Genomic DNA, 25279 nt, shown 5'->3' with positions numbered 1-25279 from the left:
ATTTATTCGACCTCCGTCGCAAGCGCGTTGACCGCGGCGGCGGCCATCGCGCTGCCGCCGCGCCGTCCGTGCAAGACCACATAGGGAACGCCGCGGCTGTTTTCCGCGAGTGCCGCTTTCGATTCAGCCGCGCCGACGAAGCCGACCGGAAAGCCGAGAATCAGCGCGGGCTTCGGCGCGCCGGCATCGAGCATGTCGAGCAGATGGAACAGCGCGGTCGGCGCATTGCCGATCACGACGACGCTGCCCGCGAGATGCGGACGCCACAATTCGAGCGCGGCGGCCGAGCGCGTGTTGCCGATGTCGCGCGCCATCGCGGGCACGTCCGGGTGCGTCAGCGTGCAGATCACTTCATTGTTCGCGGTCAGCCGCGCGCGCGTGATGCCTTGCGCGACCATGCCCGCATCGCACAGGATCGGCGCGCGTTGCGCGAGCGCGCTGCGGCCCGCGCTGCCGGCGCCGTCGGAGAACGCGAGGTCGTCGATCACGTCGACCATGCCGCACGCGTGGATCACGCGCACCGCGAGCTTTTCGAGGTCGGCGGGGATACGCGCGAGGTCGGCCTCCGCGCGGATCGTCGCGAACGATTGGCGATAGATCTCCTGACCGTCGCGAATGTAATCAAGCATGGGGAGTACTCCGGGCGAGGCGAGCGAGCAGCGCGGCGGCCTCGTCGATCGTCAGTTGGGGCGCGACGCATTGGCCGAAACCGGGGCGGCCGTCGCGTCGATAAAGGTCGTAGTGGCCGGGCGCGGCGGCGAGCAGCGTGTACGGCGCGCGATGCGCGGCCGCGCACGAGCGCGGGCAGCCGGTCAGATGCACGTCGATGCCGGCGGGTAAGCGCTCGGCGAGTTGCAGCGCGTCGATCTTGGTGTCGGCGAGGCCCTTCGCGCAGCAGGCCGAACCGGCACAGGCGATCACATGCGTGATGGCCTGCGTGGGATCGCAGGCGAGGCCGAGTGCGCTCAGCTTCGCCAGCACCGCGGGCACGGCGTTGGTCGCGATGTCGGGCAGCAGCACGCTTTGCCATGGCGTTGCGTGCAGCATGCCGTTGCCGTGTTGCTGCGCGAGCGCGGCAAGGCCGCTCAGCGTGGCCGCATCGAGACGGCCGAGCGGTGGCTGGCCGCCGACGTGCCACGTGCCGTCGCCGCGCTGTGCATGCGCGCCGAGCCGCAGCGACGCGTCGGCGGGAAGGTGGCGTTGCCAGTGGCGCAGCAATGCGTCGCGCGCGAGCGGGAAATCGACGAAGCGTTGCGCGTGTTGCAGCAGCGCATCGGCGGCGTGCGTGGCGAGCAGATCGCGCATGCGGCTCGCGTCGGCTGGGGCGAGGTCGAGGAACGTGTGCAGCAACGCGCGCACGAGCGCTGGCACGCGCGACGGCGGGACGGCCGCGAGCGCGCCCGTGCCGTTGGCATCGCGATGGTCGCCCGCGATCGCGTTTTCGCCGGTCGAGTCCGGGCACCCCGCGAGGCCGAACACGAAGCGCACGCCTTCTTCGTCAGCCGACGCCGCGAGCCACACGTCGTGCGGATGATCGACTCGCGCGAGTCGTTCGCCGCCGTCGAGCAGCAGCGCGAATTTCGGCGACAACCCGGCGAAGCGCGCATCGCTTTGCAGCAGCGTGAGCAGTTCTGCGCACAGCGGCGTCGTGTCGATCAGCGCGTGCGGATCGCGGCCGGCGGCGGGGCTGATCATCACGTTGCGGATGTCGTCGGCGTAAGTGAGCGCGGTGGGATCGGTAGTGTGCGGGTCGTTCGCGGCGGCCGGTCCGAGTCCCGCGCCGATCAGCGCCGCGCTCAACGCAGCTTCGTGTCCGCTACGCACGCCGCGCAATTGCAGATTCGCGCGATTGGTCAGCTCGGCGACGCCGCTCGCGTGCCGTGTGCTCGCATCGGCGATCGCGTGGGCCTGCGCCGCGCTCAGCACGCCGCCGGGCAGTTTGATGCGGCAGATGCCGCCGTCGCGCGCGGGGACGATGCGCAGCAACCCCGGACATGCCGGGGACCGCGGTGGTGTGGCCGCGTGGGACGGAACGGTGGGAGGTGAAGCTCGATTCAAAGGGGCACCGGGTTTAGCGTCGCGCGACGGCATGGCGGCGGCCTCGCTGCATGCTGCCCGATGAAGGCCGGCGTGAACCATGCGGCCGAAAAGCGCTTCGGGCTGACCGTGGGCAATGAAAGCGGCCATTATATCTTCAGGCTGTGGCCGCGGCGGCTGTTTCCCGGCTATCGCGGGACGCCGGAGATCGTGGCGGCATGGCGCTCTGCCGCGTACCCGCGGGCCGCATGGCGGCGGTATCATGCGGACTTTCGCAATCCGTCGTGCGAGCCTGCGCGCAACCGCATGCATGACGTGGCGCGGTGCAATCGCCCGAGAATCGACGCAACTGATGAGGATGGACGCATGCCGGCATGGCTGACCGTAGTGGGCATTGGCGACGACGGCTTCGCGGGTTTGGGGCGGCCCGCGCGTCGGGCGTTGCTGGGCGCGTCGGTCGTGTACGGCGGCGAGCGCCATCTGGCGATGCTGCCTGCGCGGCTCGCCGCGCGCCGCGCCGCGTGGCCGCGTCCGTTCGATCTCGCGCCGTTGCTCGCCGAGCGTCCGCACGCGGTGTGCGTGCTCGCGAGCGGCGACCCGATGCTGTTCGGCGTCGGCGCGACGCTCGCGCGGCAGTTGCCGGCCGGCGAATTGTGCGTGCTGCCCGCGCCGTCGTCGCTGTCGCTCGCGGCCGCGCGGCTCGGCTGGCCGTTGCAGGATGTCGCGACCGTGTCGGTGGTCGGCCGGCCGCTTGCCACGCTGAATGCGCATCTGCACGACGGCGCGCGCCTGTTCGTGCTGAGCGCGGACGGCCACACCCCGGCGGCGCTGGCGGCCTCGCTCGATGCGCGCGGTTTCGGCGCGACTCACATGACCGTGCTCGAACATCTGGGTGGTGAGCGCGAACGGCGTGTCGATGGCCGCGCGGATCAATGGCCGGCCGGCGAGATGGCCGCGCTCAATCTGATCGCGCTCGATTGCCGCGCGTCGGCGCAAGCGCCGCGTCTGCCGCTGAGCTGTGGCTTACCCGATGACGCCTTTATCCACGACGGCCAGTTGACCAAGCGCGACGTGCGCGCCATCACGCTCGCGCGCCTCGCGCCCGCGCCCGGCGAGTTGCTGTGGGACGTCGGCGCGGGCAGCGGTTCGATCGGAATCGAATGGATGCGCGCGCATCCCACCTGTCGTGCGATCGCGATCGAAGCGAACGACGCGCGGCAGCGCTTCATCGAACAGAATCGCGATGCTCTGGGTGTGCCCGGTCTGCAACTCGTGGCCGGCCGCGCGCCGGACGCGTTGCGGGGACTGCCCGCGCCGCACGCGGTGTTTATCGGCGGTGGCGTAACGGTGCCGGACGTGCTCGACACCTGCTGGGCGCAACTGCGCGACGGCGGCCGGCTCGTCGCGAACGCGGTCACGCTGCAAGGCGAGGCGGTGCTCGCCGCGTGGCGCGAGCAGCATGGCGGCACGCTGACACGCATCGCTCTCGCGCACGCCCAACCGCTCGGCGGCTTCGATACCTGGCGCCAGGCGTTGCCGATCACGCTGCTCGACGTGACCAAACCTGCCAAACCGTCAGCCGATTCGTAATGCGCGACGAAACCCCCGAACAACCGGCGCCGCTGCGCAGCGGCTACACGACCGGCAGTTGCGCGACCGCGACTTCGCTGGCGGCCGCGCGTTTGCTGCTGGCGGGCGAGGTCAGCGAGGTCGCCGAGATCGTGCTGCCGAAGGGCCAGCATGTGCCGATGCGGCTCACGTTCTGCCGTTTTGCCGAGATGGACTGCGAGCGGATCGCCGAAGCCGGCACGATCAAGGATGCCGGCGATGATCCCGACGTCACACACGGCGCGCTCGTGTTCGCGCGCGTGCGCCTCGTGCCCGAGCCCGGTGTGATCTTTCGCGCCGGGCCGGGCGTCGGCACGGTCACGCGCGCTGGGCTCACGCTGCCGGTCGGCGAACCGGCGATCAATCCGGTCCCGCGCCAGATGATGACGCTGCACCTCGACGAACTCGCCGCGCGCCATGCGTATCGCGGCGGCTTCGAAGTGACGATCGGCGTGGAAGGCGGCGAAGCGCTCGCGCTGAAAACGATGAACCCGCGGCTCGGCATCGTCGGCGGACTGTCGATACTCGGCACCACCGGGATCGTGCGGCCGTTTTCGTGCTCGGCGTATATTGCGTCGATCCATCAGGGTATCGACGTCGCGCGCGCGAACGGCTATATGCATGTGGCCGCCTGCACCGGCAACGCGAGCGAGGACGCGATGCGCGCGCACTACGGCCTGCCCGATATCGCGCTGATCGAAATGGGCGATTTTGTCGGCGCGGTGCTCAAGCATGTGAAGCGCGCGCCGGTCGAGCGTCTGAGCATTTGCGGCGGGTTCGGCAAGCTCAGCAAGCTCGCGGCCGGCCATCTCGATCTGCATAGCCGCAACTCCAGCATCGATCTCGAACAGCTTGCCGGCTGGGCCGCCGAGCATGGCGCCGACGCCGCGCTGCAAGCGGCGATGCGCGCGGCCAACACGAGCCAGCAGGCGCTCGTTCTCGCGCACGCGCAACAGGTGCCGCTCGGCGATATCGTCTGTCAGCAGGCATTGGCCGTTGCACGCGATATCGTGCCGCCGCAGGTCAGCGTCGAAATCTTCGCGATCGACCGGCAGGGCAACTTCGTCGGAGTCGCCCGATGACGCGCATCCTGCTGCTCGGCGGCACCGGCGACGCGCTGAAGATCGCGCGCCAACTCGGGCGCGCGCATGTGTACAGTCTCGCGGGACTCGGCAAGGTGCCCGACGACTTGAAGTGCGCGGTGCGCGTCGGCGGTTTCGGCGGCAGCGAGGGTCTGGCGCGTTACCTCGCGAGCGAAGCGATCGGCCTCGTGATCGACGCGACGCATCCGTATGCGGCGCGGATCAGCGCGAATGCCGTAGAGGCGTGTCGCGTCGCGAAGGTGCCGTGCTGGGCATTGCGGCGACCAGCGTGGCAGCCGCAAGCCGGCGACGACTGGCGCATGGTCGATGACTGGAACGGACTGATCGACGCACTCGCGGCGTTCAGGCGGCCGCTATTCACGCTAGGACGCGAACCGCTCGCGCATCTCGACGAGATTCCGCCGTATCAATTCTGGACCGTGCGCGTGCTCGATCCGCATCCGGACACCGCGCGCGCGCGCATTCTCGCGGCGCGCGGACCGTTCACGCTCGACGGCGAACGCGCGCTGTTCGCACTGCAGGGGTTCGACGTCGTCGTCAGCAAGAACAGCGGCGGCGCCGCGACCGAGGCCAAGCTCGAAGTTGCGCGCGAACGCTGCTTGCCGGTAATCATGCTGCGACGGCCGGTGTTGCCCGACGTCGATCGCGAGTTCGCCGGCGTTGCCGATCTTCTCGATGCGTTGCCCCCGCAGGCACATGCGGATTCGGCTCAGTGAGCAATAACTGGAGTACTGAATGACAGTGTTTTTTATCGGCGCGGGCCCGGGCGACCCCGAACTGATCACGGTGAAAGGGCAGCGTCTCGTGCGCAGTTCTCCGGTGATTCTGTATGCGGGGTCGCTGGTGCCGGCGGCGGTGCTCGAAGGTCATAGCGCCGAACTGGTGATCAACACCGCCGAACTCGATCTCGACCAGATCGTCGCGCTGCTCGCGGCGGCGCACGCGAAGGGCCAGCATGTCGCGCGCGTGCATTCGGGCGATCCGTCGCTGTACGGTGCAATCGGCGAGCAGATCCGCCGCTTGCGCGAGTTGGACATTCCTTACGAAATCGTACCCGGCGTGACAGCGACGGCCGCATGCGCGGCGGCGCTCGGCTGCGAGCTGACGCTGCCCGGCGTGTCGCAGACGCTGATCCTCACGCGCTACGCGAGCAAGACGTCGATGCCCGAAGGCGAGCAGCTGGCCGATCTCGCGCGGCATCGCGCGACGCTGGCGGTTCACCTCGGCGTGCGGCATCTCGCACGCATCGTCGATGAATTGCGGCCGCATTACGGCGGCACGTGTCCGATCGCGGTGATCTATCGCGCGAGCTGGCCCGACGAGGAAAAGATCACCGGCACGCTCGACGATATCGTCGCGAAAGTGCGGGGCAGCGCGATCGAGCGCACCGCGCTGATTCTGGTCGGTCAGGTGCTGGCCGCCGAAGGATTCGCCGATTCGACGCTGTATGGGAACGGCAGTTGACGCTGCCGTAAAAGCCTTTCGGGTGTCGGAAAGCGGCGTGGGTCGTCGATCATAATGTGACGCAGCGCGCGAGCCTGGCCGCCTGGTTCCTGGCAAAACGCGAAAGCGCGAAGCAGTCAAAGCGCGAAATTTCGCGCGTGCGTTTCGCGATTTCACTGGTGTATCGCCGAGCGAATTCAGGATGCGGCAGCGGCATCTGGTGGCGAATCCGGCGGCTTCGGCGCGAGCGCGGCGCACGGCGCAAGCGCGCATCGCGAAGCGTGACGAATACGCTGAAAACCAAAACACCCCCGCATTACCATCCGTCGAAGTCGCCGAACTCGCGCCGCTCGACGTGCTATGCCTTCGCCATGACGGCCCGGTCGCGACGCAGGTCGCGGAGTTGCGAAACGATCTGCGGCATCGCGGTCGACACGATGGTCGCTTCGATCGCGACCATCGCCATCGACGCCATCACGGCGGCGATCACGAGCGGGCGTGAAGATTGAGTATTGCGGGAGATGAAGGGCGTAGTATCGGTATGTCGACTGCGTCGACGGCCCGGAGGAGGCCTTGCTGCGGCGCATCGGCGCGGCCGCGCATGACGGCCGCTCAGGAGCATGCACCTTGCGCGGAATGCGTGCTCGCGCCCGGGCAGCCGGCCAACCGGCCGGTATGGGCACGAGCGTTGCGTATTCGGATTTCCCTTTGACACACGGAGGACAATCATGAGGATCGAATTCACCGGACGGCGGGAAGTGGTGGCTGCTGCGCGCGTCGCCTACGAGGCCAATGTGGACGGGAAGGACGTATGGTGCAGCGTGTCGCTCGACGCGCTCAACGACCATTTTGGCAACGGCAGTCTCGGCAACGGCGCCCCGTCCGCTCATGATCTGGTGGGAACGTTCGAGGCGAACCGCGCCCGCATTGAAAATGCTACGCGGCGGGTGCTCGAACGAAACGGGGGACGGTCCGTGGAACTCGAGACGCGCGACTTCGATTGAGCAGCCCGCTTGCTCGTGGTCAACTGATTCGCGCCGCGGTGGAAAGGACTCTTCCACCGCGGCGACTATATCCGCGCCGCCGGCGCGGCTACAGTATCGACGCACACATTGCTTCATGCGTGTGAGCGAGAGAGTTGGACCCGGCTGCCGGCAGCCGGGTCTTTTTTTATGGCGCGTCCAGGCACACCATTATCAGGCTGGCAATTTGCCGCTGGAGCGTCCGACGATTAGCACGGTGATTCGCGCGACGATTGAAAGGCTGCGGTATAGTCGCGGCAAACTTTAAATCCGTCTCTTCGATTCTCTGGAGAAAATCGTGCAGGAAATCATCGAAGGTCTGATCCGCTTTCAACGCGAGGTCTTTCCACAGCAAAGCGCGCTCTTCAAGCGTTTATCGACCGCGCAAAATCCCAGCACGCTCTTCGTGACCTGTTCGGACAGCCGCGTAGTGCCGGAACTGCTGACGCAGACCGAGCCGGGGTCGCTGTTCGTGATCCGCAACGCGGGCAACATCGTGCCGTCGTACGGCCCGGAGCCGGGCGGCGTGTCGGCGACCGTCGAATACGCGATCGCCGTGCTCGGCGTGACCGACATCGTGATCTGCGGCCATTCGAACTGCGGCGCGATGACGGCGATCTCGTCCTGCACGAATCTGGAGCACATGCCGGCGGTAGCGAGCTGGCTGCGTCACGCGGATGCGGCCAAAGCGATCAACGCGTCGCGTCACTATTGCTCGGATGCGGAGCGTCTGTCGGCGCTGGTCAAGGACAACGTGATCGCGCAGCTTGCCAATATCCGCACGCATCCGTCGGTGGCGGTCGGGCTCGTGAACAAGACGCTGCGGCTGCATGGCTGGATCTTCAATATCGAAAGCGGCGAAATGCTCGCGCTCGATGGACAGACCGGTAATTTTTTGCCGCTTGCGGATAATCCGGAAATTTATGCGGGATGAAGCGGCATTTAAGGCGGGCTTTTGGTTTGAAAAATTAACTGCCCTAACTTGCTAAAAGGCTCGCATAGAACGAACGCGGCGCAACGGATTTTTCCGCTGCGCCGCGTTTGCTTTTTGGAGTTGGCCGGCGCTGCGGCGCGGCTTTGATCCCACTGCGCCGCCCGGCACAATCATCTCGGCCCGGCGCTATTGATCACGAGTGCGTTGTGCGGTGCGCGGTCGATCATCCAGATCAAGCGCATCAAGGCCAGCGACGATTCGGGGACGACGGTGCCGTACTTGACGCTGGTCGGCACTGCGGTGATGGGCGCGTCGCTGGTCTTCGCGTGGGGCACACCGTCGTTCGACGCGCTCGCGATCGTGGCGCTGCTCGGCGCGCTCGCGACGGCGGGACAGTTGCTGATGACGATGGCGTTTCGCGATGCCGATGCCGGCGCGCTCGCGCCGTACAACTACACGAGCATCGTGTGGGCCGCGCTGTTCGGCTACCTGGTGTGGGGCGAGACGATCGGTGGGATATCGATGGCCGGTATCGCGTTGATCGTCGGCAGTTCGGTTGCCGTCGCGATGCGCCGCAAGCCTGAAGAGGGGCCGCTCGTCTGAGGCGTCTTCGCGTCGCGCCGAAAACAGGGTCGTGAAGGGCGCTGGAAAAGTTGCTTTGGGACTCCGATTAAAGGGCCCGTTTGAACAGAAGAATACCTGTCAGTTTCGGACACATCCACGACCAGATCCGCCGATTCGTCAGTTGTTGGGTCTAAAAGGAAAACACTCTGATTCGGATCGCCCACACTGACTAATGGGTCGTGGATCTGTCGGAATGGAGAGCGTGCCTTGTATAGCGAACCGAGAATGATCGTGTTGACGGGCCTCGTCTTCGGCGCGGTGACGATTGGGGCCTACGTATCGCAGCTCGACAACGACTGGTCGTCCGGCCAGGACGTGAGCCTCGTCGCCAATGGCGGACGGGGCACCAGCGCAACGGACGCGGCGGCGGGACTGAGCGAGGGTCCGGGCGGCGCGGCGGCAACGCGGCACCATGCGCTGCGCGACGACGTGACTGCGTTGCGGTCTAAACCGGCCGCGTCGATCGGAGCGCAGGCGGGCGACGCTCTGGCCATCGCGGCGCTGCAGTTCGCGCGGGAGTCGAACAAGCCGCAACCGCAGGTACAGCCGCAGCCGCAGCCGACGAGTTTGCCGCCGCAGCCTGCGGTCACTTCGAACCGGACCAAGGCGCCGCCGGCGGCAAAGACCGGGCACGCACACCATAGCCGCGTTGCGTCGGGCACCCCGACGAAACCGCGCTCAGCGCAAAGCGTTGGAACGGCATCGGGTAATCATGCGCGGGGCGGCAGCCACCGGAAAAGTTCGACTGCCGAGCGCTCTGGGAAGAAAGCGACTAGCGCGGTGCCGGAGGCGCAATATGCAACGCAAGGCGTCGAATCGGCATGGTCGATGCCGCGCGCGGGGCAGAGCAGCCAGGCCGCAACTCAAGCGGTTGCCAACAGCGGCCCCAAAACCCGCGCCGAGGTCGAGGCCGAACTGGTGCGCGCGCGCGAGAACGGGACGATGCCCGCGTTCGGCAGACCCGGACCCCTGGGACCAGGGGCGCATTGAAAAGGCGTCGCGCCGCGTCCCGGCCAACCGTTAGATCAACGACGCGGCGAGCCGCGCGAAGGTGGTTTCGTCGGTGCGATCGAACGCAAGCGGCGTGACCGATACGCGACCCGCCGCCACTGTAGCCGTTTCGCTGTCGGCATCGTTTTCGCGCGGGCCGCGATCGAAGCGCAGCCAGTGATAAGCGATGCCGCGCGGATCGACTTCCGGCAGCACCTCGATGTCCCTGACGAGCCCGACGCCCTGGCGCGTCGGCGTCAGCGGACCGGCGTCGGCGGCATCGACGTCCGGGAAGTTGATGTTCAGGCAGGTCGGCGCCGCATGCTCGATCGCGAGCAACTGACGGATTACGCCGGGCGCGAGCGTGCGCGCGGTGTCCCAGCGCACGCGCTCGCGATCGGTGAACACCTGGCTCAGCGCGAACGACGGCAGCCCGAGCAGCAGACCCGTCATCGCCGCGCCGACCGTGCCCGAGAACATCGTTTCGATGCCGAGGTTGCCGCCGCGATTGACGCCGGACAGCACCAGCGACGGCGGCGCCTCGCGCATCAGATGACGCACGCCCATCACGACGCAATCGCCGGGCGTGCCGGTGACGCCGAAACGGCGTTCGCCCTGGCGGCTCACGCGCAGCGGCGAATGCAGGCTGATCGAATGCGACGTACCGCTCTGGTCGTGCTCGGGCGCGACCACCCAGACTTCGTGCGCGAGCTCGCCGGCGACCGCTTCGAGCACGGCGAGGCCGGGCGCGTCGATACCGTCGTCGTTCGTCAGCAGCACTCGCGGCACCTTGGATTCGTAAGCGGACATCGCGTCAATCTCCTGTGGGTCGGTCAATGAATCGGATGGAAAGGACGCCCATTATCCGGCTTTCATTCGACGCGCGTACGATGACGGGGAGCCGCCAACCGACCCAGGACGCCCCGCCATGCAGATTGACCCGTTTGAAATTGCGATCGCCGATCAGGACATCGACGATCTGCGCCGCCGCATCCGTGCCACCCGCTGGGCGCCCGCGACGCCCGCGCCCGCATGGCAGCAGGGCGTCGACCCGGCCTGGCTGCGCGAACTCGCGACCTATTGGGCCGGGCAATTCGACTGGCGCGCGGCCGAACGCAAGTTGAACCAGCTGCCGCAATTTCTCGCCGACGTGAACGGCCAGACCGTGCACTTCGCGCATCGGCGCGCCGCGAGCGTTACGCCGGGCTTCCAGGCTTATCCGCTCGTGATCACGCATGGGTGGCCCGGTTCGTTCTTCGAGTTTCACGCGCTGCTCGATCAGTTGTGCGACCCGGCCGCGTTCGGCGCCGATCCCGCCGACGCCTTCGACGTCGTCACGCCGTCGCTGCCGGGCTTCGCGTTTTCGCCTGCGCCCGCGCAGGCCGGCATGTCCGCGTTCCAGGTCGCGGACCTGTGGGTGTCGCTGATGCGGGGGCTCGGCTACGAGCGCTTCGGCGCGCAGGGCGGCGATCTTGGCGCGGGCGTGTCGATCGCGTTGGCCGCGCATCATCCGCGGGTGGTCGACGGCATCCACCTGAACTTCCTGCCGAGTTCCTACGAGCCGGCGATCGGCGCGGCGCAGCGGGAGCTGACCCCGGCCGAGCGGGACTATCTGCGCGAGAAGAACGACTGGGCCGCACTCGAAGGCGGCTACGCGCATCAGCACAGCACCAAACCGCTGACCGTCGCCGCGTCGCTGAACGATTCGCCGGTGGGGCTCGCCGCATGGATCGGCGAAAAGTTTCGCGCGTGGAGCGATTGCGGCGGCGACGTCGAAAGCGTGTTCTCGCAGGACGAGCTGCTGACCAATATCTCGTTGTACTGGTTCACGCAGTGCATCGGCCCGGCGATGCAGATGTATTGGGAAAACCGCCTGCAGCCGATGCGTTTCTCCGACGGCGAGCGCATCGACACGCCAGTCGGCTTCGCGCTGTTTCCGAAGGAGATCAATCATCCGCCGCGCAGTTGGCTCGAACGAACCTTCAACGTCGTGCAGTGGAGCGAAATGCCGGCCGGCGGGCACTTCGCGGCGATGGAAAAGCCCGACTTGCTGGCGGCCGAAATTCGGAAGTTCTTCAGGCCGTTGCGGCAGAAAACACGTTAAGCCCGGAGCGTAACGCGCAAAGGGCGCATGGTGCATGGCTCAATATTCAACCCGCGAGACCGACAGCATGAGCGCACCCGTCACGCTGCTTCTGTTCGACCTGGAAGGTGTGCTGTCGCACTACGACCGCGCCGCGCGTGTCGAGCGTCTCGCGGCGATCGCGGGCTGCACGGAAGAGACCGTGCGTCATGCGATCTGGGGCTCGGGACTCGAGGCGCGCGCCGATGGCGGCGAAATCAGCGACGACGAATATCTGCGCGAACTCGGCGCGCTGCTCGGTTATCCGGTGAGCCGCGCCGAATGGCTCGACGCACGGCTCGCGTCGATCACGCCAAACGAAGCGGCGCTCGCGCTGGCGTCGCGCGCGGCGCAGCGTTGCCGCATCGCGATACTGACGAACAACTGCCGCCTACTGACCGATCACATCGCTTATCTGAATCCGCCCGTGGCGCGGCTGTTCGGGGCGCACGTCTATTCGTCGGCGGCGTTCGGCGCGGCGAAGCCCGCCACGCAAACCTATCTGCGCTGCGTCGAACGGCTCGGCGCGGCCGCAACGGACACGCTGTTCATCGACGACAGCGAGGCCAACGTGGACGGCGCGCTCGCGGCTGGTTTGCAGGGCTACCGGTTCGTCGACGCGGATGGTCTGGCTGTCGAATTCGCGAGGCGGGGTGTGCTATAGCCGCTGCGATCACGATCGAACTCCCATGCACGATGGCACCGTACCCGCTATGGCATTTTCTCCGGACCACGCTCACCGCCGCCGCCTTCTGCGCGCGGCGCTCGGATTACCGGCAACACTCGCGTTGTCGCGCGTCACGTCCGGGCAAACCAACAAACCGGCGCAACCCAATACCACCTTACCCCGCATGAACCGCCGCGCGATCCCGTCCACCGGCGAAGCGCTGCCCGTGATCGGCTGCGGCACGTGGCGCACCTTCGACGTCGGCGACGATGCCGCCGCGCGTGCGCAACTCGCCGACGTGCTGCGCATCCTGTTCGAAGCGGGCGGCTCGGTGATCGATTCATCGCCGATGTACGGTTCGTCGGAAGCGGTCGCGGGCGCGCTGCTCACGCAGCTCGACGCGCATCGCAAGGCCTTCGTCGCCACCAAGGTCTGGACCGAGGGACGCGAAGCCGGCATCGCGCAGATGGAGGAATCGCTGCGGCGTTTTCAGCAGCCGCATGTCGATCTGATGCAGATCCACAATCTGCTCGACTGGCGCACGCAGCTCGCGACGTTGCGCGACTGGAAGGCGCGCGGCCGGATTCGCTATCTCGGCATCACGCATTACACATCGAGCGCGTTCGACCAGGTCGCGGCGGTGATGCGCAGCGAGAAGCCCGACTTCGTGCAGATCAACTACGCCGCCGACGATCGCGCGGCCGAGCAACGCATCCTGCCGCTCGCCGCCGAACTCGGCATCGGCGTCGTGATCAATCAGCCGTTCGGCGGCGGTGGATTGCTCGCGCGCGTGATGAAAACGCCGTTGCCCGCATGGGCCGCCGAAATCGGCTGCACGAGCTGGGCGCAGGTCCTGTTGAAATTCGTGCTCGCGCAGCCGGCGGTGACGGTCGTGATTCCCGGCACCGGGCGGCCGCAATACATGGCGGACAACGTGCGCGCGAGATCGGGACCGTTGCCCGACGCCGCGATGCGCGCGCGGATCATCGCGGCGGTCGGCGGCTGACGCAATGTTCAATCCAACGTGCAATCCATCACGGCGTTTACTGGCCGCTTTCTGTTCGCATACACGCGCCGCCTTCCACAAACGCCGCACGACGCGGGAATAAAACCCGCCACACGACAGTCATGCCTCACGAACCGGGTTCGGTTCGACGAATCCCTATCGTGAGGTCATCATGTCGTCACAACATTCATTCGATCCGGCGCGTCGCGGCGCGCTGAAGTGTCTTGCGTTCGGTGGCCTGGGCACCGTGTTCATGCTGTCGGGCGGTGTGCTGACGCCGGTCGAACTCGCGCTCGCGGCCGACGCGAAAACCGCGACGCCAGCGGCGGGCACGCCGCTTTTCCTGCAGATCAGCGACACGCATATCGGCTTCAACAAGGAAGCGAATCCCGACGTCGCGGGCACGCTGAAACAGACGATCGACTACGTCAACGCGATGCCGTCACGTCCGCCGCTCGCGATTCACACCGGCGACATCACGCACCTGTCGAAGCCCGCGGAATTCGATCTGGCCGCGCAGTTGATGTCGGGACTGAAGATCACCGAGCTGCACACGGTCCCCGGCGAGCATGACGTCACCGATGGCCCCGGCACCGAGTACTTCAGCCGCTTCGGCAAGGCGTCGGATAACCGCGGCTATTACAGTTTCGACCACCAGGGCGTGCATTTCGTCGGCCTCGTCAACGTGATGAATTTCAAGCCGAACGGCCTCGGCGGTCTCGGCGGCGAGCAGCTCGAGTGGCTCGAAAACGATCTGAAAGGCCGCGCGTCGAGCACCCCGGTCGTCGTGTTCGCGCATATGCCGATGTGGACGATCTACGAGCCGTGGGGTTGGGGCACCGGCGACGCCGGACAGGCGATGAACTATCTGAAGCGCTTCGGTTCGGTGACGGTGCTGAACGGTCACATTCATCAGATCGTGACGAAGGTCGAAGGCAACGTGACGTTCCATACCGCCCGCTCGACCGCCTATCCGCAACCGACCGCCGGCCAGGGCGAAGGCCCGGGGCCGCTGAAGGTCGCGAGCGACCAGTTGCCGAAGATGCTCGGCGTGACGAGCGTCAGCATCGCGCGTCATCCGCTGAAGGCGACGCTCGACGACACGACGCTCGCCTGACGGCAAGCGCTACTTTTAAGCTCGAGGAGATCAATGATGCCAACCAACCTGAAGGGCCGGGCACTCGCAGTTGCGCTCGGCAGTGCCGCGATTCTGGCGATGTCGGCGGGGCTCGGCTTCGCGCAAACCACCATGCCGATGCAGATGCAGATGCCGATGAAGGCGGCGCAGCCTCAGACCGTTGCGTCGACGCCTAACGCGATGTTCATGAAGAATTTTAATTTCACGCCGACGGAGCTGACCGTCAAGGCGGGCACGACGGTCACATGGAAAAATCTCGACGGCGAGCCGCACACCGTGGTCAACGATGCGGGCCTGTTCCGCTCGGCCGCGCTCGATCAGGACGACACCTATCAATTCAAGTTCGATAAACCGGGCGTGTACAAGATCTTCTGCGGCATCCATCCGAATATGCGGGCCACTATCACCGTGCAATGAGCCGTGCAATGAGCGGTGAATCGGGCAACCCGCGCCGCTCACGCGGTATGCAGCTCGCTCAACCGGCATAGCAGAATCCCGTAGCCGGTCAGATGCCCGAGGTACACGCGCGTAAACACGTTCGACGCAGGCAGGTCCTCGGTCAGCTGACGCAGGTCCTCCATATGCAGAGGCGGGGCGTCGAGCGCCGGACGCTCGACGCGCAGGTCCGCCGCCTCGGCCAGCTGCCGGTGAGCGTTGACGAGGCGCGCGAGCCGCGCGAGAAACATTTCGCGCCACGCGGCATCGAGCGCGGCGAACTGATCGTGAAACGTGTCCATCGTTTCGAGAAAGTTGACCAGCGAATCGAAAGTCTCCTGATAGCACGCGAACACCGGCAGCCTTGCCGCGTTGCGCTTCAGATGCGGCGACACCCACGCCTGCTCGAGGTCGGTCTTCAGCAGCAGGTGCGCCTGCTTCAGGTTCGTGCTCAGTGTGCGCAGCTTCGAGGCCGCCGGCTTGATCCGCGCTTTGTCGAGCTGACCCGCGGCCAGTTGCGCGACGACGTCGGTGGCCTGTTCGTTGCCGTCGTTGACGAGCGTATTCGCCCAGTAGCCGTGATCGGGCGGAAACGCGATCTGCTGGATCACGAAGCCGAGGAACATGCCCAGCACCACGCCAATCAGGCGCTGTTCGAGCAGTGGCAGATGTTCGCCGGTATACAGCACGAGCGTGATCGGCACCGTGATGCTGGTCATCTGGAACAGCGACGGCCGCAGCGCGACGATGCTGAAGATCACGAGCGGCAGCAGCGCCGCGCCCATCCACAGGTGCGGCGCGGTCAGCCAGATCAGCAGCGTGCCGATCGGCATCGCCACCACGTTGGAAAAAACCCGCTTGTAGAAGTAGCTTCGCGCCGCCGAAATCGAGCTACCGAGCGCCAGCGTCAGCATCGTCGAACCGGCGAGCGGCACGGCCGCGTCGGGAAAACCGAGCAGGTACGGGATGCCGAAACCGATCCACAGGCCGAGCGTCAGCTTCGTGTATTTGGCGGTTTCCGAAAGAGAGAAGCGCGCGAGCGCGCGGTGCCACGGCGTGAGGGGCTTGTGCTGATACCTGTTCGACATGATTTTTATGCTGACCGATGACGTAGGGCCGGGCACCGTGCGGCACGGCGCGCGTTCGCGACATGCGCAGGTGACCTTACCACCACGCGCGGACGGATTCGGGAATTCGCGCGGTACCAGGTTCGCGGAATACTGCCCGAGGCGCGCCGCTTACTCCCACGCGGGTTTCAAGCAATGCTCCGGGTGTCGGGCATCGGTGCGCCATCAGGCCCGGATGTTGCGTGCGAAACGGCGACCGCGTTGGCGCGTTTCGCGGACCCGCGTCGCATCGGGCGTCGCGGTGACGGCAGGCGCGGGGCTGGCTGTGGCGCTGGTAGCGAGGTTGGAGTTTTTACCAAATTTGCACGTTTTTTTGCCAACTCATGCGGTGTCTGGAGGCGTCGTCTGATGCACCCTGGAAGCGAGGCGGAAACGCAACGCTGCTGTGTTGTCGGGCGTTCGCGACAGGATTACATTCATTGAGCATTGCGTGCGGCGGCAGCCAGCGAGCGCGGCTTACGCGGCGACTCGTCAGTGCGCCAGCTTGTCAGCAGGAAGTGGCATACCCGGAGCGTATTGCGATGGCTACCGATCCCGACGATACCGACTTGCGTGATTCCACAACGGACGGCCGTTCCTCCTTCGAACCCGACGGCACCGACGAATCGGGCGTGCCGCCGCCGCGCTTCGGCCGCCTCGCGCTGTGCCTCGCGGCGGCCGGTGCGCTGACCTTCGGCGTGATGGGCACCGTCGCCTACGGCGTCTGGTTCAACCAGGATCAGCAGACCTACGCGGATGCCATTGCGGGCGCACGTCAGGCGCTCGGTTCGTCGGCGCCCGCGGTGCCGACGGTGGCCGTCGCGCACGCGCCGCAGGAGGCCGCCACGCCCGCCATCGCGCAGTCGGCCACGCAGCCCACCGCCTCAGACGTCGCGCTCACAACGGCCGGCGCGAACGGCGGCTTCGAGGACACCAACCCGGCCGTGTGGTCCGGTCAGATCCACCCGAGTACGCCTGAGCCGAATCTCACCGCCGCGCTGGCCGATACGCCGGTCGATACATCGGCGGACCTGTCGGCGGATCTGTCGACCAATCCACCCACGGCCCCGATTGTTCCCACGCCACCGCCGCGCTCGACGCGGCACGTCGCCAATTCGACCGCGAAGCCCGCGGGCGGTCACGACACGAAAGAAACGCGCGTCGCGCAGCAGGAGCGGCGCGCGTCGTCGCAGCACAGGGGCGGTCTGTTTGCGCGGATCGGACAGTTCTTTCGACGCGTGAGCTATCGTCAACATGACAACGGCCGACAGCAACAAGATCCGTACTCCCATCCCTGAGCACGCGGTCGCCGGGTCAGCAGGGCAAGCCGGACTGCGCGGCGCCGCACACGCGCGCGGGCCGGTGTGGCGCTTCCGGCCGGGGCCCGCGAGCGTCGCCGTGGCCGCGCTGTTGTGTCTGCTGTTCGGCCTGCTGTATGTGGCGATCCAGATCCGCACGGTGTTCTCCGATCAGCTGAAGCAGGAGTACGCGGGCCTCGTGCTCGAAGCCGCCGAGCGCGTCGACAGCGCGCGCGAACAGTTGGCCGCGTGGAAGCGCATGGCCGACACTCCGGCGAGTCACGACGCGTCTTTCGTGCCGGCCTATGAGGCGGCGCGCGCGGAACTCGCGCGGCGTTTCGCGTCGCTCGCGGCGCTCGTCAACGCGAGTCCGTCGCCGGCGCCGCCCATACCGTCGATGTCACCGACCCAGGCGACGCCCGAAGCCGTCGCGACGGTGCTGGGCAGCGTCTCGGCCTACTGGCGCGCGCAACGCGACGCGTCGAGCGCCGACGTGCGGCTGCGGGTCGCGCACGTCGCGCGCACGCTGATCGCGCTCGCCGCGCTGCTGTTCTGCATGCTGATCACGGCGCTCGGCATGTACGCGAAGCGCAATCGCCAGCTCGCGGGGCAGTCGCACGAGTTCGAGCTGGCGTCGCTGCACGATTCGCTGACCGGCCTGTCGAACCGCCGCAAGCTGCTGGCTGCGCTCGACGCCGCCGCCAAAATCGCGCGGACCGTGGCCGTCGAGCAGCGCCTCGCCGTGCTGTATATCGACCTCGACGGCTTCAAGCAGGTCAACGATTCGTTCGGGCATCGCACCGGCGACGAATTCCTCGCCGCGGTGTCCGCGCGCTTTCGCGCGTCGGTGCGCAAAGGGGATCTGGTCGCGCGCATTGGCGGCGACGAGTTCGCGGTGCTGGTGCGCACCTTCGCCGGCGATGACGAGCTCGCCGAGATCGCGCGCCGGCTGATGGCCTGCGTGGTCGAGACCGACGAGCAGATGGGAATCGGCCGCGTGCGGGCGAGCGTGGGGATCGCGAGCTATCCGGACGACGTCGACGATCATCGCCGTCTGATCGCCGCCGCCGATGCTGCGATGTATCAGGTCAAGCGCGACGGCAAGAACGGCTTCGCGTTCGCGGCGCAGACGGGCAGGGAAGCGACGATGTGAAGCTTGAGGCTGTCGAGCGTCACTGAGCGTCGTTGCGCCACTCCGTCAGCTTCTCGCGCTCATTGAGTTCGATGAACGCCGGCCGTGCGCGCAGCTTGCGGATATAGGCCGCGAGATGCGGCCAGCCCACCGTAGCCGGGTGGGGCATGTTGCGGGTCCAGCGCATCAGCACGAGCGCGAGCAGATCGGCGGTGCTGAGCTTGTCGCCCGCGAGGTACGCGTGGCCACCGGCGAAATGCGCGTCGAGCCGCGCACACGCTGCTTCGATGCGGCGTTGCGCGAGAGCGCGCACCGCGTTGGCGCCGGCCGGGTCGCCGTCGCTTGCGGCGTAGAACCAGTCGCGCATCGCGGGCAGCAGCGTGTTCGCGAGGTAGATCATCCATTCGAGCCATTCGCCGCGAGCGGGCGTACCGGGCGCGGGCGCGAGCCCGGCGTCTGCGTGACGCTCGGCGAGCAGCATCAGCAGCGCAGCCGATTCATGCCGGGGCACGCCATCGACGACCAGCGTCGGCACGCGTCCAGCCGGGTTCAAGCGCAGATACTCGGGATCGTGCTGCTGGCCCGCGTCGATATCGACGAGGCGCGCTTCGAAGGGCACGCCCATTTCGAGCAGCATCCAGTGCACGGGCATGCTGGCCGCGCCGGGCGAGTAGTAGAGAACGTAGGACATGTCGGGGCTCCGGGGATCGAGGGATGAGCGGTCGAACCGTGAACCGAAAGAATAAGGGGCTGTCGCCGAAGCGAACAGCCCCTTCAGATGCATCAGGCGTAGCTATCTTTCAATGCACCGACGCGTGCTTCTCCTGCTCGGCCGCGCTCGGCTGCGTCACCGCGCTGACGATCACGAACACGATCACATTCACGGCAAGCGCGAGAAAGCCGATGTTGACGTCCTTCAGCGCCTCGGGCAGGAACGGCATCAGCTGCCCAACGCTCCAGTGCAGCGTAGTGGTCAGTGTGACCACCGCGACACCCGCGATGATGCCGCAGAACGCGCCTTGCCGGGTCGCGCGGTTGTGCGGGAACAGGCTGCAGATCACGGCCGGGAACAGTTGCGTAACGAAGCTGTAGCCCATCAGCAGCAGCGCGACGATGGTTTCGCCGCCGTTCAGCGTGAAGAAGACCGCGACCAGCGCCACGACCGGCACCAGAACACGAGCGATCATCGCGACCGACGCATCCGACGCGTTGCGGTTCACCATGCCGCGATAGACGTCGTTGGCGAGCAGCGTCGAGGCCGAGGTCAGGATCATCGAGCCGGGCACCAGCGCGGTCAGGATACCGGCCGCGCCGATCACCCCGACGAACCACGGATCGAACGTCTGCAGCGACAGGCGGAACAGCGACAGGTCGATGTCGGCGCCTTTCAGGCCCGGCACGCGCAGCGTCGCCGCGAAGCCGACGAAGAACACGAACAGCAGGATCAGCTGATAGAGCGGCAGGATCGCGGCGTTGCGGCGGAAGATCCGCTCGTCCTTCGCCGTGAAGATCGAACCGAACGTATGCGGCCACATGAAGAAGCCGAGCGCGGTCAACAGCACCGTCGACTGGAACCACACGACGCTCGAACCGTGCGCCGGGAAGGTCAGGAAGCCGGGACGGGCGGCGTCGATGGTGCGGAACATCGCGGCGAAGCCGCCGTAGTAATGCAGCGGCAGATAGATGCCGAGGAACAGCACGATCGCGAGAATCAGCAGGTCCTTGACGACCGAGTTCCACGCGGAGCCGCGCACGCCCGACACGATCACGTAAGAGGTCACGACGATCGCGCCGATCCAGATCGCCGCCGTCGACGAGATCACGCCATACGACGCGGTCGCGACGATGATGCCGAGACCCTTCAACTGCAGCACCAGATACGGAATCAGCGCGGCCGCACCGACCAGAGCGACCAGCGTGCCGAGTGCCGGGCTCTCGTATTTGCGCGTGAAGAAGTGCGGCTGCGACACGAGGCGGTGCGTTTTCGCGTAGCGCCAGATCGGCGGCAGCATCCAGTACGACAGGATGTACGCGAGCGTGCCGTACGCGAGGATGTAGTAGACGGGCGCGCCCTTGCCGTACGCAAAGCCGCTGCCGCCGAGGAACGTAAAGGTCGTGTAGATTTCGCCGGCCATCAGCAGGAACACGAACGCGGTGCCGAAACTGCGGCCGCCGACGCTCCATTGCTCGAGGCTCATGTCGTGGCCGCGCCTTGCGCGCACGCCGAGGAATAGCGCGAATAGCGTAACGGCGGCGATGATGACGAGTGCGCTCATGGGCGAACCTCCTCGCCATTGGCGGCGACGCGCCGGTTCGACGGATCGAGGTTGTAGACGATCGCCATGATGATCGCGCTCAACACCACCCACATGACGATCCAGGCCAGCACGAACGGCATGCCGAGCACGATGGGCTCGACCCGATTGACAAACGTAACGCCGACCAGAATGCCGATGAACGGCAACGCGGCAAGTACACGAAGAAGCATGCGGGCAACTCCTCGAACTAGTAGTTATGTGTCGTTGAAATTCCGGCTTCGCTGAAGACTGTATGCCTGATACTTCGCTCCCGTAAAGTAGGTCAAAATAAATGTGAAGGTTCCGACCGTTGCAATTTCATCTTTCCCGCACCGATTGCTGCGCTGCAAAGCGGGACGCGACGTGACGCGCCAGGTATCGCGCGGCTTTTTTGCAGGGCGACTGGCGCGCCGCGATATGATCTGCGAGCATTGCAGCATTTTCCGGACCGCGTGATGCGTGCCGGCTTCCTGACCGGCAGCGCGCCCATGCGCGAACCCGCACAAGTAGACACACGGACACGCACATGGTCGAAAGTCTGATCTCGGACATTATGTTTGGCTTCATCGGCATGATCAGCATCATCAATCCGTTCGGCGGCGCATTCGTTTTTTTGGATCGGACCGCATCGTTGACGCTCGACGAGCGCGACGCGCTTGCCCGCAAGGTTGCGATCAACGCCGCCTGCGTGCTGCTGGTAGCGTTCTTCATCGGCACGCCGATCCTGCATTTCTTCGGTATCTCGATGGAGGCGTTGCGCATCGGCGGGGGGCTCGCGCTCGCCGTCGGCGGCTGGCAGATGCTCAATGCGCCCGACACGCCGGCCGAGCAGACGGACGTGAAGCGCGTCGATGCCGAGACCGCGAAGGCCCGTGCGTTCTTTCCACTCACCGTGCCGTTGACCACCGGGCCCGGCTCGATCGCGACCGCGATCGCGCTGTCCGCGAATCGCACGCACAAGCTGTCGGCATTCGTGATGTCGAGCATCGCGTCGGTCGCGATCACGTTCGCCGTGGCCGTCTGCGTATATCTGATCTATAGCCGCGCGACCGTGTTGGCGCGCTATCTCGGCGTCGAGGGCACCAAGGTCGCATTGCGGGTGTCGGCTTTCCTGCTGCTGTGCATCGGCGTGCAGATCATCCTGACCGGCGTATCGGAATTCCTGACTCCGATCGCGACGATGCGGGCGGCAAGCCCGTAATAGCGTGTCGCTGCGCTCAACCCATGCTCAACGAGTGAGCCGCATCGAACCGAGCAGCGAGAACACCGTCGAAGGCAATTCGGCGAGGCGGCTCACCACCAGGTTGCGCGGATCGAAGTCCTCGACCGCATCGGTCGGCACGCCGATCCCCACCAGTTAGATGCCGCGCTTCGCGGTCGCCGCGACGCGTTCGCGCAGGTCGCTGCGCAACACCTTCGGGTCGCCGTCGCAGGTCGACGGATAGCCGTCGGGAAACACCATCAGGATGCGGCGCCCGGCCGGATGATCGGCGAGCGCTTCGCCGTCCGGGTTCTCGTGCCCGCAGTCGAGGTCGGCGATGCCGCTCAGGTCGGTCGCGCCGAAGCGCTTGTAGACCTTCAGATCGAGCCGCTCGACGAAGCGGTTGCAGCGCCGCAAATCCGCACCGGCCGCGCGTTGCCGCTCGTAGAGTTGCTTCATCGGCGTGGATTCGAGCGGGCAGTAGCGGAGCACTTCGCAATCGAACGACAACTGAGTCAGCGCATCGCACGGCGCGCTCGCGCACAGCTGCGCGAGTTCGATCTTGCGGCCGGCTTTCGAGCCGCTGCGGTCGACCAGCAACGTAACCGCGACGTCGCGTCCCTTCACCCCATATTGTCCGTCTCGACATGGACTCAATCCGCGATGCACGGCACACGCGGGTGCGATGCGTGCAACGGCGGCGGCGCGGCAGGTGGATCACCTTCCGGTGGTTCGTGGGGATCGTCGAGCGGATCGTCCGGGATCGGATCGGGGTCGATGTTCGGCGGCGTCTTGGGCGGGATCTCGGGGTCGACCTCGGGTGGCGTCGGCACGTGCAGATGCAGCGGCAGCGACCGCATCGTCATCTGCGCCAGGGTGGCTGCGTTCAGGTCGAATGTGCCGATTGCACGGGGCGCTTGCCGGCTCGTGTCAGGCAAATCCATCAGGGTCTCCACAAAGTCTTCGTTCAGACGCGCAATGCGCGTGCCGCACGGCGACGCGTGTCGTTGTGTGGAACGTCACTTGCTGAAACCCCGCACACGCGCCGCATCGCGATGACCGGGCGCGCCCGGCTCGCATTGGACATCACTCGCAGAAAGCACACGACGAGGAACGCATATGGCGCGACACAAGGCCGACGTTGCTGACGACGACTTCGAGATCTTCGCCAGCTATCACGGAACAGGCGACGGCCGATATATAGGTGGACTGAAGGTGGTGAGGAAAGCGGACAGGCGGATTCTGTTCCCGTTCGACGGCGCACCGCAGATCGGCCCCTATGCGACCGCCGACGAAGCTCGGCGTGCCGCGATTGCATATGGCCGCGAGATCGTCGCGGCCGATCGCGCCGCGCCCGAAGGCTGAGCGCGCGCAGCCGGTGTAGTGCTGCTGGTTCCGCGACAGGTACAAACGCGATCAAGGCATACCGCCGAGCGACGGCGAAATCGTGCTGCCACGCGCGGGGTCGTCCGGCTGTTCGTCGGGCACGGTCGGACGTACCGACAGCGGCGGATGATCGCGATAGCAGGTGTCGACCGGACCGTCGACGACGCAGTTCTGGAACGCATCGGCGTCGCTCTTTTGCGCAAACGTGTACAGCGTGCGCTCGACCTGTACCTCGGTATCGGAAACGCGGATAGTCGTGATGCTCATGGGGTTCTCCTTTGGGTTCTCCTTTTTACAAAGCGAACGTGCGGTGGTACTGCCACCGAGTCCGCAATGGCCGTGCCTGTCGCGCTGCCCTCGGACCTCATCGGCAAGGCTCGAATGTTGCTGCACTCACCAGGTGCCCGTTCGAGATAGCGCGTCACGACGCGCATCGATGGCGCAACAAACGAGGAGGGCGTGATGCAAGATCCCCAATCGGCCAACACCACCACTCAGCAGCAGGGCGAGACGCCGGCCGGCGAGCAGTCCGCGCGGCCGGAAGAGCGCGCCGCGCCCGCGATGTCCGACGAAGTCAAAGCCCGCAACAAACCGAGCGGCACGCACTACGTCGAGCCGAGTCCGCTCGGCATCGAACCGGTCGTGCAGACCGGCGTGGATAAAGCGACCAATCCGCCCCGCTCGAGCGAGCGGCCGCGGCACGGCGCCGAAGTGCCGCTCGGCACCGGCGAGCACGCCGAACCGCCAGGGGGCGGCGGGCGCGAATCGCATCGCAAGCAGCCGGGCGAGCAATGACGCGACGCGTCGCGAGCCAGCCCGTGCATCCAATCCGTCAACATCCAACCGGAGAAAGCGTATGCAACCGGACAATTCAACCGAAACGATGAACCCCGGCGACGAAGCGCCGCCCAACACACCCGGCGCGGGCGAGGACATTTGCCGCGCCTGCCACGGCACGGGCAAGGTCGACGGCGCTCGCTGCACCGTGTGCGGCGGCACAGGCAAGGTGCTGCAAGGCATCGGCGGCGGCTAGCCGGTGTTCGGACGCCGGTTCGCGGCAACCGCATCACAAGCCAGGAGCAATCATGTTCAACGAGTCAAAGCACGGCTTCGACGCCGCGCAGACCGAATACGAAGCTTTCATGCTGGAACCGCACGACTGGGTGCCGAACAACAGCAAGCTGCCGGTCGTGTTGTACCGGCGCGCGCTGTCGCCCGGCAGCGGCAATCTGGCCGCCGCGTTCGAAATCCTGTTCGAGCGCAATGCATGGCCCGCGCAGTGGCGCAACAGCATCTTCGACTTCCATCACTTCCACGCGACCGCGCACGAGGTTCTCGGCGTGATCGACGCAAGCGCCGAGGTGATCGTCGGCGGGCCGGGCGGGCGGGTGGTGAGGCTGCATGCGGGCGACGTGCTGCTGCTGCCGGCTGGCACCGGCCATTGTCTGCAATCGTTCGAGCCGCATTTTCAGGTGGTGGCGGGCTATCCGTTAGGGCAGCAGTGGGACATTCGCCGCGAAGCGCTGACGCCGCAGGAACTCACCGACATGCTGGCGCTGCCGTTTCCGCCGCTCGATCCGATCGACGGCAAGCATGGTCCGGTGGTCGAGCTTTGGCTGCAGGTGGCGTGAACTTCGTCGTTCGCGAAGCAGCCGGTCTGCTGCGGCGTGGCGTGCAGAGTTGCGCGGTTAGGCGCATCATCTGTGGGCTTCGCCGCGATTTTCCCGCGC

Annotated in this window: 30 protein-coding genes and 1 pseudogene; 20 read left to right on the top strand and 11 right to left on the bottom strand. The window is 66.4% G+C overall.

Features of this window, described 5'->3' with window-relative positions:
* Nucleotides 1–2: 2 nt before the first annotated feature.
* Both BC1002_RS19795 and cobG read right to left on the bottom strand, forming a co-directional pair.
* Nucleotides 3–629 carry a precorrin-8X methylmutase gene (locus BC1002_RS19795; RefSeq protein WP_013091762.1) on the bottom strand — a complete coding sequence of 209 codons (627 nt, stop codon included), beginning with the start codon at nucleotides 627–629 and terminating at the stop codon, nucleotides 3–5.
* A complete protein-coding gene (gene cobG, locus BC1002_RS19790; protein WP_013091761.1) occupies nucleotides 622–2091 on the bottom strand; it encodes a precorrin-3B synthase in 1470 nt (489 codons plus the stop codon). Before cobG ends, BC1002_RS19795 begins: the two co-directional genes overlap by 8 nt.
* 312 nt (nucleotides 2092–2403) lie before the next feature.
* Between cobG and BC1002_RS19785 the strand changes: the two genes are divergently transcribed.
* The 4 genes from BC1002_RS19785 to cobM are packed head-to-tail and all read left to right on the top strand — an operon-like array spanning nucleotide 2404 to nucleotide 6212.
* The gene (locus BC1002_RS19785) at nucleotides 2404–3627 is read left to right on the top strand and encodes a bifunctional cobalt-precorrin-7 (C(5))-methyltransferase/cobalt-precorrin-6B (C(15))-methyltransferase (protein WP_041735308.1); all 1224 of its coding nucleotides are present in this window, start codon (nucleotides 2404–2406) and stop codon (nucleotides 3625–3627) included.
* Nucleotides 3627–4727 (top strand): cobalt-precorrin-5B (C(1))-methyltransferase, encoded by a 1101-nt coding sequence (locus BC1002_RS19780; protein ID WP_013091759.1) that lies wholly within the window; start codon nucleotides 3627–3629, stop codon nucleotides 4725–4727. The genes BC1002_RS19785 and BC1002_RS19780 overlap by 1 nt, the downstream gene beginning before the upstream one ends.
* The gene (locus tag BC1002_RS19775) at nucleotides 4724–5464 is read left to right on the top strand and encodes a cobalt-precorrin-6A reductase (RefSeq protein ID WP_013091758.1); all 741 of its coding nucleotides are present in this window, start codon (nucleotides 4724–4726) and stop codon (nucleotides 5462–5464) included. The genes BC1002_RS19780 and BC1002_RS19775 overlap by 4 nt, the downstream gene beginning before the upstream one ends.
* Before the next feature lie 19 nt (nucleotides 5465–5483).
* Nucleotides 5484–6212 carry a precorrin-4 C(11)-methyltransferase gene (gene cobM, locus BC1002_RS19770; RefSeq protein WP_013091757.1) on the top strand — a complete coding sequence of 243 codons (729 nt, stop codon included), beginning with the start codon at nucleotides 5484–5486 and terminating at the stop codon, nucleotides 6210–6212.
* 337 nt (nucleotides 6213–6549) lie between these two features.
* On the opposite strand, the gene BC1002_RS39395 is transcribed toward cobM, so the two are convergent.
* Nucleotides 6550–6681, bottom strand: a complete 132-nt coding sequence (locus BC1002_RS39395) for a hypothetical protein (RefSeq protein WP_274380065.1) — start codon at nucleotides 6679–6681, stop codon at nucleotides 6550–6552.
* Nucleotides 6682–6919: 238 nt separating this feature from the next.
* On the opposite strand from BC1002_RS39395, the gene BC1002_RS19760 reads away from it, so the two are divergent.
* The 4 genes and pseudogenes from BC1002_RS19760 (at nucleotide 6920) to BC1002_RS19745 (ending at nucleotide 9761) form a co-directional block, all read left to right on the top strand.
* Nucleotides 6920–7195, top strand: coding sequence for a DUF1488 family protein (locus BC1002_RS19760; RefSeq protein ID WP_013091756.1), 276 nt, complete (start codon nucleotides 6920–6922; stop codon nucleotides 7193–7195).
* A gap of 316 nt (nucleotides 7196–7511) precedes the next feature.
* The gene (locus BC1002_RS19755; protein WP_013091755.1) at nucleotides 7512–8147 is read left to right on the top strand and encodes a carbonic anhydrase; all 636 of its coding nucleotides are present in this window, start codon (nucleotides 7512–7514) and stop codon (nucleotides 8145–8147) included.
* Between the two features lie 174 nt (nucleotides 8148–8321).
* Nucleotides 8322–8750, top strand: a pseudogene (locus BC1002_RS19750) (EamA family transporter); the annotation flags it as partial.
* 228 nt (nucleotides 8751–8978) lie between these two features.
* Complete coding sequence (locus tag BC1002_RS19745; protein WP_013091754.1) at nucleotides 8979–9761, top strand: DUF4148 domain-containing protein; 783 nt, start codon at nucleotides 8979–8981, stop codon at nucleotides 9759–9761.
* 30 nt (nucleotides 9762–9791) lie between these two features.
* Here the strand turns inward: BC1002_RS19745 and surE are convergent, their stop codons facing one another.
* Nucleotides 9792–10571 (bottom strand): 5'/3'-nucleotidase SurE, encoded by a 780-nt coding sequence (gene surE, locus BC1002_RS19740; RefSeq protein WP_013091753.1) that lies wholly within the window; start codon nucleotides 10569–10571, stop codon nucleotides 9792–9794.
* Nucleotides 10572–10689: 118 nt separating this feature from the next.
* Here surE and BC1002_RS19735 point away from each other — a divergent pair, with 118 nt between their 5' ends.
* The 5 genes from BC1002_RS19735 (at nucleotide 10690) to BC1002_RS19715 (ending at nucleotide 15111) form a co-directional block, all read left to right on the top strand.
* Nucleotides 10690–11865, top strand: a complete 1176-nt coding sequence (locus tag BC1002_RS19735; RefSeq protein WP_013091752.1) for an epoxide hydrolase family protein — start codon at nucleotides 10690–10692, stop codon at nucleotides 11863–11865.
* Nucleotides 11866–11932: 67 nt separating this feature from the next.
* The gene (locus BC1002_RS19730; protein ID WP_013091751.1) at nucleotides 11933–12547 is read left to right on the top strand and encodes an HAD family hydrolase; all 615 of its coding nucleotides are present in this window, start codon (nucleotides 11933–11935) and stop codon (nucleotides 12545–12547) included.
* A gap of 49 nt (nucleotides 12548–12596) precedes the next feature.
* Nucleotides 12597–13556: an aldo/keto reductase gene (locus tag BC1002_RS19725; protein ID WP_013091750.1), complete on the top strand. Its 960-nt coding sequence runs from the start codon at nucleotides 12597–12599 to the stop codon at nucleotides 13554–13556.
* Nucleotides 13557–13728: 172 nt separating this feature from the next.
* A complete protein-coding gene (locus BC1002_RS19720; protein ID WP_013091749.1) occupies nucleotides 13729–14673 on the top strand; it encodes a metallophosphoesterase family protein in 945 nt (314 codons plus the stop codon).
* Between the two features lie 36 nt (nucleotides 14674–14709).
* Nucleotides 14710–15111: a cupredoxin domain-containing protein gene (locus tag BC1002_RS19715; protein ID WP_013091748.1), complete on the top strand. Its 402-nt coding sequence runs from the start codon at nucleotides 14710–14712 to the stop codon at nucleotides 15109–15111.
* A 38-nt stretch (nucleotides 15112–15149) separates the two neighbouring features.
* Here BC1002_RS19715 and BC1002_RS19710 read toward each other — a convergent pair whose 3' ends face one another.
* Nucleotides 15150–16217 carry an aromatic acid exporter family protein gene (locus tag BC1002_RS19710; protein WP_013091747.1) on the bottom strand — a complete coding sequence of 356 codons (1068 nt, stop codon included), beginning with the start codon at nucleotides 16215–16217 and terminating at the stop codon, nucleotides 15150–15152.
* Between the two features lie 560 nt (nucleotides 16218–16777).
* Between BC1002_RS19710 and BC1002_RS19705 the strand changes: the two genes are divergently transcribed.
* Nucleotides 16778–17533, top strand: coding sequence for a hypothetical protein (locus BC1002_RS19705; protein ID WP_013091746.1), 756 nt, complete (start codon nucleotides 16778–16780; stop codon nucleotides 17531–17533).
* Nucleotides 17490–18686, top strand: coding sequence for a GGDEF domain-containing protein (locus BC1002_RS19700; RefSeq protein ID WP_013091745.1), 1197 nt, complete (start codon nucleotides 17490–17492; stop codon nucleotides 18684–18686). Before BC1002_RS19705 ends, BC1002_RS19700 begins: the two co-directional genes overlap by 44 nt.
* 19 nt (nucleotides 18687–18705) lie before the next feature.
* Here BC1002_RS19700 and BC1002_RS19695 read toward each other — a convergent pair whose 3' ends face one another.
* From BC1002_RS19695 to BC1002_RS19685, 3 genes are all read right to left on the bottom strand, one after another.
* Nucleotides 18706–19356, bottom strand: coding sequence for a glutathione S-transferase family protein (locus BC1002_RS19695; protein WP_013091744.1), 651 nt, complete (start codon nucleotides 19354–19356; stop codon nucleotides 18706–18708).
* A 109-nt stretch (nucleotides 19357–19465) separates the two neighbouring features.
* Nucleotides 19466–20941, bottom strand: coding sequence for a sodium:solute symporter family protein (locus BC1002_RS19690; RefSeq protein ID WP_013091743.1), 1476 nt, complete (start codon nucleotides 20939–20941; stop codon nucleotides 19466–19468).
* The gene (locus BC1002_RS19685) at nucleotides 20938–21153 is read right to left on the bottom strand and encodes a DUF3311 domain-containing protein (protein WP_013091742.1); all 216 of its coding nucleotides are present in this window, start codon (nucleotides 21151–21153) and stop codon (nucleotides 20938–20940) included. The genes BC1002_RS19690 and BC1002_RS19685 overlap by 4 nt, the downstream gene beginning before the upstream one ends.
* 335 nt (nucleotides 21154–21488) lie before the next feature.
* Between BC1002_RS19685 and BC1002_RS19680 the strand changes: the two genes are divergently transcribed.
* On the top strand, nucleotides 21489–22163 hold the full coding sequence (locus BC1002_RS19680; protein WP_013091741.1) for a MarC family protein: 675 nt from the start codon (nucleotides 21489–21491) through the stop codon (nucleotides 22161–22163).
* Between the two features lie 156 nt (nucleotides 22164–22319).
* Here the strand turns inward: BC1002_RS19680 and BC1002_RS19675 are convergent, their stop codons facing one another.
* Nucleotides 22320–22790 carry a cobaltochelatase CobT-related protein gene (locus BC1002_RS19675; RefSeq protein ID WP_420798778.1) on the bottom strand — a complete coding sequence of 157 codons (471 nt, stop codon included), beginning with the start codon at nucleotides 22788–22790 and terminating at the stop codon, nucleotides 22320–22322.
* A 26-nt stretch (nucleotides 22791–22816) separates the two neighbouring features.
* On the bottom strand, nucleotides 22817–23107 hold the full coding sequence (locus BC1002_RS19670) for a hypothetical protein (protein WP_013091740.1): 291 nt from the start codon (nucleotides 23105–23107) through the stop codon (nucleotides 22817–22819).
* 175 nt (nucleotides 23108–23282) lie between these two features.
* Between BC1002_RS19670 and BC1002_RS19665 the strand changes: the two genes are divergently transcribed.
* Entirely contained in the window at nucleotides 23283–23528 is a 246-nt protein-coding gene (locus tag BC1002_RS19665) for a DUF6723 family protein (RefSeq protein WP_013091739.1), read from the top strand.
* A 51-nt stretch (nucleotides 23529–23579) separates the two neighbouring features.
* Here the strand turns inward: BC1002_RS19665 and BC1002_RS19660 are convergent, their stop codons facing one another.
* Nucleotides 23580–23816: a hypothetical protein gene (locus BC1002_RS19660; protein WP_013091738.1), complete on the bottom strand. Its 237-nt coding sequence runs from the start codon at nucleotides 23814–23816 to the stop codon at nucleotides 23580–23582.
* A gap of 195 nt (nucleotides 23817–24011) precedes the next feature.
* On the opposite strand from BC1002_RS19660, the gene BC1002_RS19655 reads away from it, so the two are divergent.
* The 3 genes from BC1002_RS19655 to BC1002_RS19650 all read left to right on the top strand — a co-directional run bounded on the left by BC1002_RS19655 (nucleotide 24012) and on the right by BC1002_RS19650 (nucleotide 25180).
* Entirely contained in the window at nucleotides 24012–24344 is a 333-nt protein-coding gene (locus BC1002_RS19655; RefSeq protein WP_013091737.1) for a hypothetical protein, read from the top strand.
* 61 nt (nucleotides 24345–24405) lie between these two features.
* A complete protein-coding gene (locus BC1002_RS38480; RefSeq protein WP_013091736.1) occupies nucleotides 24406–24582 on the top strand; it encodes a hypothetical protein in 177 nt (58 codons plus the stop codon).
* A gap of 52 nt (nucleotides 24583–24634) precedes the next feature.
* Entirely contained in the window at nucleotides 24635–25180 is a 546-nt protein-coding gene (locus BC1002_RS19650; protein ID WP_013091735.1) for a cupin, read from the top strand.
* Nucleotides 25181–25279 lie beyond the last annotated feature (99 nt).

The sequence above is a fragment of the Paraburkholderia atlantica genome, assembly GCF_000092885.1.
Lineage (GTDB): Bacteria > Pseudomonadota > Gammaproteobacteria > Burkholderiales > Burkholderiaceae > Paraburkholderia > Paraburkholderia atlantica.
Note: the sequence above shows the minus strand (reverse complement) of the source record. Positions and strands in the feature narration are given on the sequence as shown.

Coding starts and splice junctions, on each gene's coding strand:
- BC1002_RS19795 (WP_013091762.1), bottom strand. CDS start 629: ATGCTTGATTACATTCGCGACGGTCAGGAGATCTATCGCCAATCGTTC.
- cobG (WP_013091761.1), bottom strand. CDS start 2,091: ATGCCGTCGCGCGACGCTAAACCCGGTGCCCCTTTGAATCGAGCTTCA.
- BC1002_RS19785 (WP_041735308.1), top strand. CDS start 2,404: ATGCCGGCATGGCTGACCGTAGTGGGCATTGGCGACGACGGCTTCGCG.
- BC1002_RS19780 (WP_013091759.1), top strand. CDS start 3,627: ATGCGCGACGAAACCCCCGAACAACCGGCGCCGCTGCGCAGCGGCTAC.
- BC1002_RS19775 (WP_013091758.1), top strand. CDS start 4,724: ATGACGCGCATCCTGCTGCTCGGCGGCACCGGCGACGCGCTGAAGATC.
- cobM (WP_013091757.1), top strand. CDS start 5,484: ATGACAGTGTTTTTTATCGGCGCGGGCCCGGGCGACCCCGAACTGATC.
- BC1002_RS19760 (WP_013091756.1), top strand. CDS start 6,920: ATGAGGATCGAATTCACCGGACGGCGGGAAGTGGTGGCTGCTGCGCGC.
- surE (WP_013091753.1), bottom strand. CDS start 10,571: ATGTCCGCTTACGAATCCAAGGTGCCGCGAGTGCTGCTGACGAACGAC.
- BC1002_RS19735 (WP_013091752.1), top strand. CDS start 10,690: ATGCAGATTGACCCGTTTGAAATTGCGATCGCCGATCAGGACATCGAC.
- BC1002_RS19730 (WP_013091751.1), top strand. CDS start 11,933: ATGAGCGCACCCGTCACGCTGCTTCTGTTCGACCTGGAAGGTGTGCTG.
- BC1002_RS19725 (WP_013091750.1), top strand. CDS start 12,597: ATGGCATTTTCTCCGGACCACGCTCACCGCCGCCGCCTTCTGCGCGCG.
- BC1002_RS19720 (WP_013091749.1), top strand. CDS start 13,729: ATGTCGTCACAACATTCATTCGATCCGGCGCGTCGCGGCGCGCTGAAG.
- BC1002_RS19715 (WP_013091748.1), top strand. CDS start 14,710: ATGCCAACCAACCTGAAGGGCCGGGCACTCGCAGTTGCGCTCGGCAGT.
- BC1002_RS19710 (WP_013091747.1), bottom strand. CDS start 16,217: ATGTCGAACAGGTATCAGCACAAGCCCCTCACGCCGTGGCACCGCGCG.
- BC1002_RS19705 (WP_013091746.1), top strand. CDS start 16,778: ATGGCTACCGATCCCGACGATACCGACTTGCGTGATTCCACAACGGAC.
- BC1002_RS19700 (WP_013091745.1), top strand. CDS start 17,490: ATGACAACGGCCGACAGCAACAAGATCCGTACTCCCATCCCTGAGCAC.
- BC1002_RS19695 (WP_013091744.1), bottom strand. CDS start 19,356: ATGTCCTACGTTCTCTACTACTCGCCCGGCGCGGCCAGCATGCCCGTG.
- BC1002_RS19690 (WP_013091743.1), bottom strand. CDS start 20,941: ATGAGCGCACTCGTCATCATCGCCGCCGTTACGCTATTCGCGCTATTC.
- BC1002_RS19685 (WP_013091742.1), bottom strand. CDS start 21,153: ATGCTTCTTCGTGTACTTGCCGCGTTGCCGTTCATCGGCATTCTGGTC.
- BC1002_RS19680 (WP_013091741.1), top strand. CDS start 21,489: ATGGTCGAAAGTCTGATCTCGGACATTATGTTTGGCTTCATCGGCATG.
- BC1002_RS19670 (WP_013091740.1), bottom strand. CDS start 23,107: ATGGATTTGCCTGACACGAGCCGGCAAGCGCCCCGTGCAATCGGCACA.
- BC1002_RS19665 (WP_013091739.1), top strand. CDS start 23,283: ATGGCGCGACACAAGGCCGACGTTGCTGACGACGACTTCGAGATCTTC.
- BC1002_RS19660 (WP_013091738.1), bottom strand. CDS start 23,816: ATGAGCATCACGACTATCCGCGTTTCCGATACCGAGGTACAGGTCGAG.
- BC1002_RS19655 (WP_013091737.1), top strand. CDS start 24,012: ATGCAAGATCCCCAATCGGCCAACACCACCACTCAGCAGCAGGGCGAG.
- BC1002_RS38480 (WP_013091736.1), top strand. CDS start 24,406: ATGCAACCGGACAATTCAACCGAAACGATGAACCCCGGCGACGAAGCG.
- BC1002_RS19650 (WP_013091735.1), top strand. CDS start 24,635: ATGTTCAACGAGTCAAAGCACGGCTTCGACGCCGCGCAGACCGAATAC.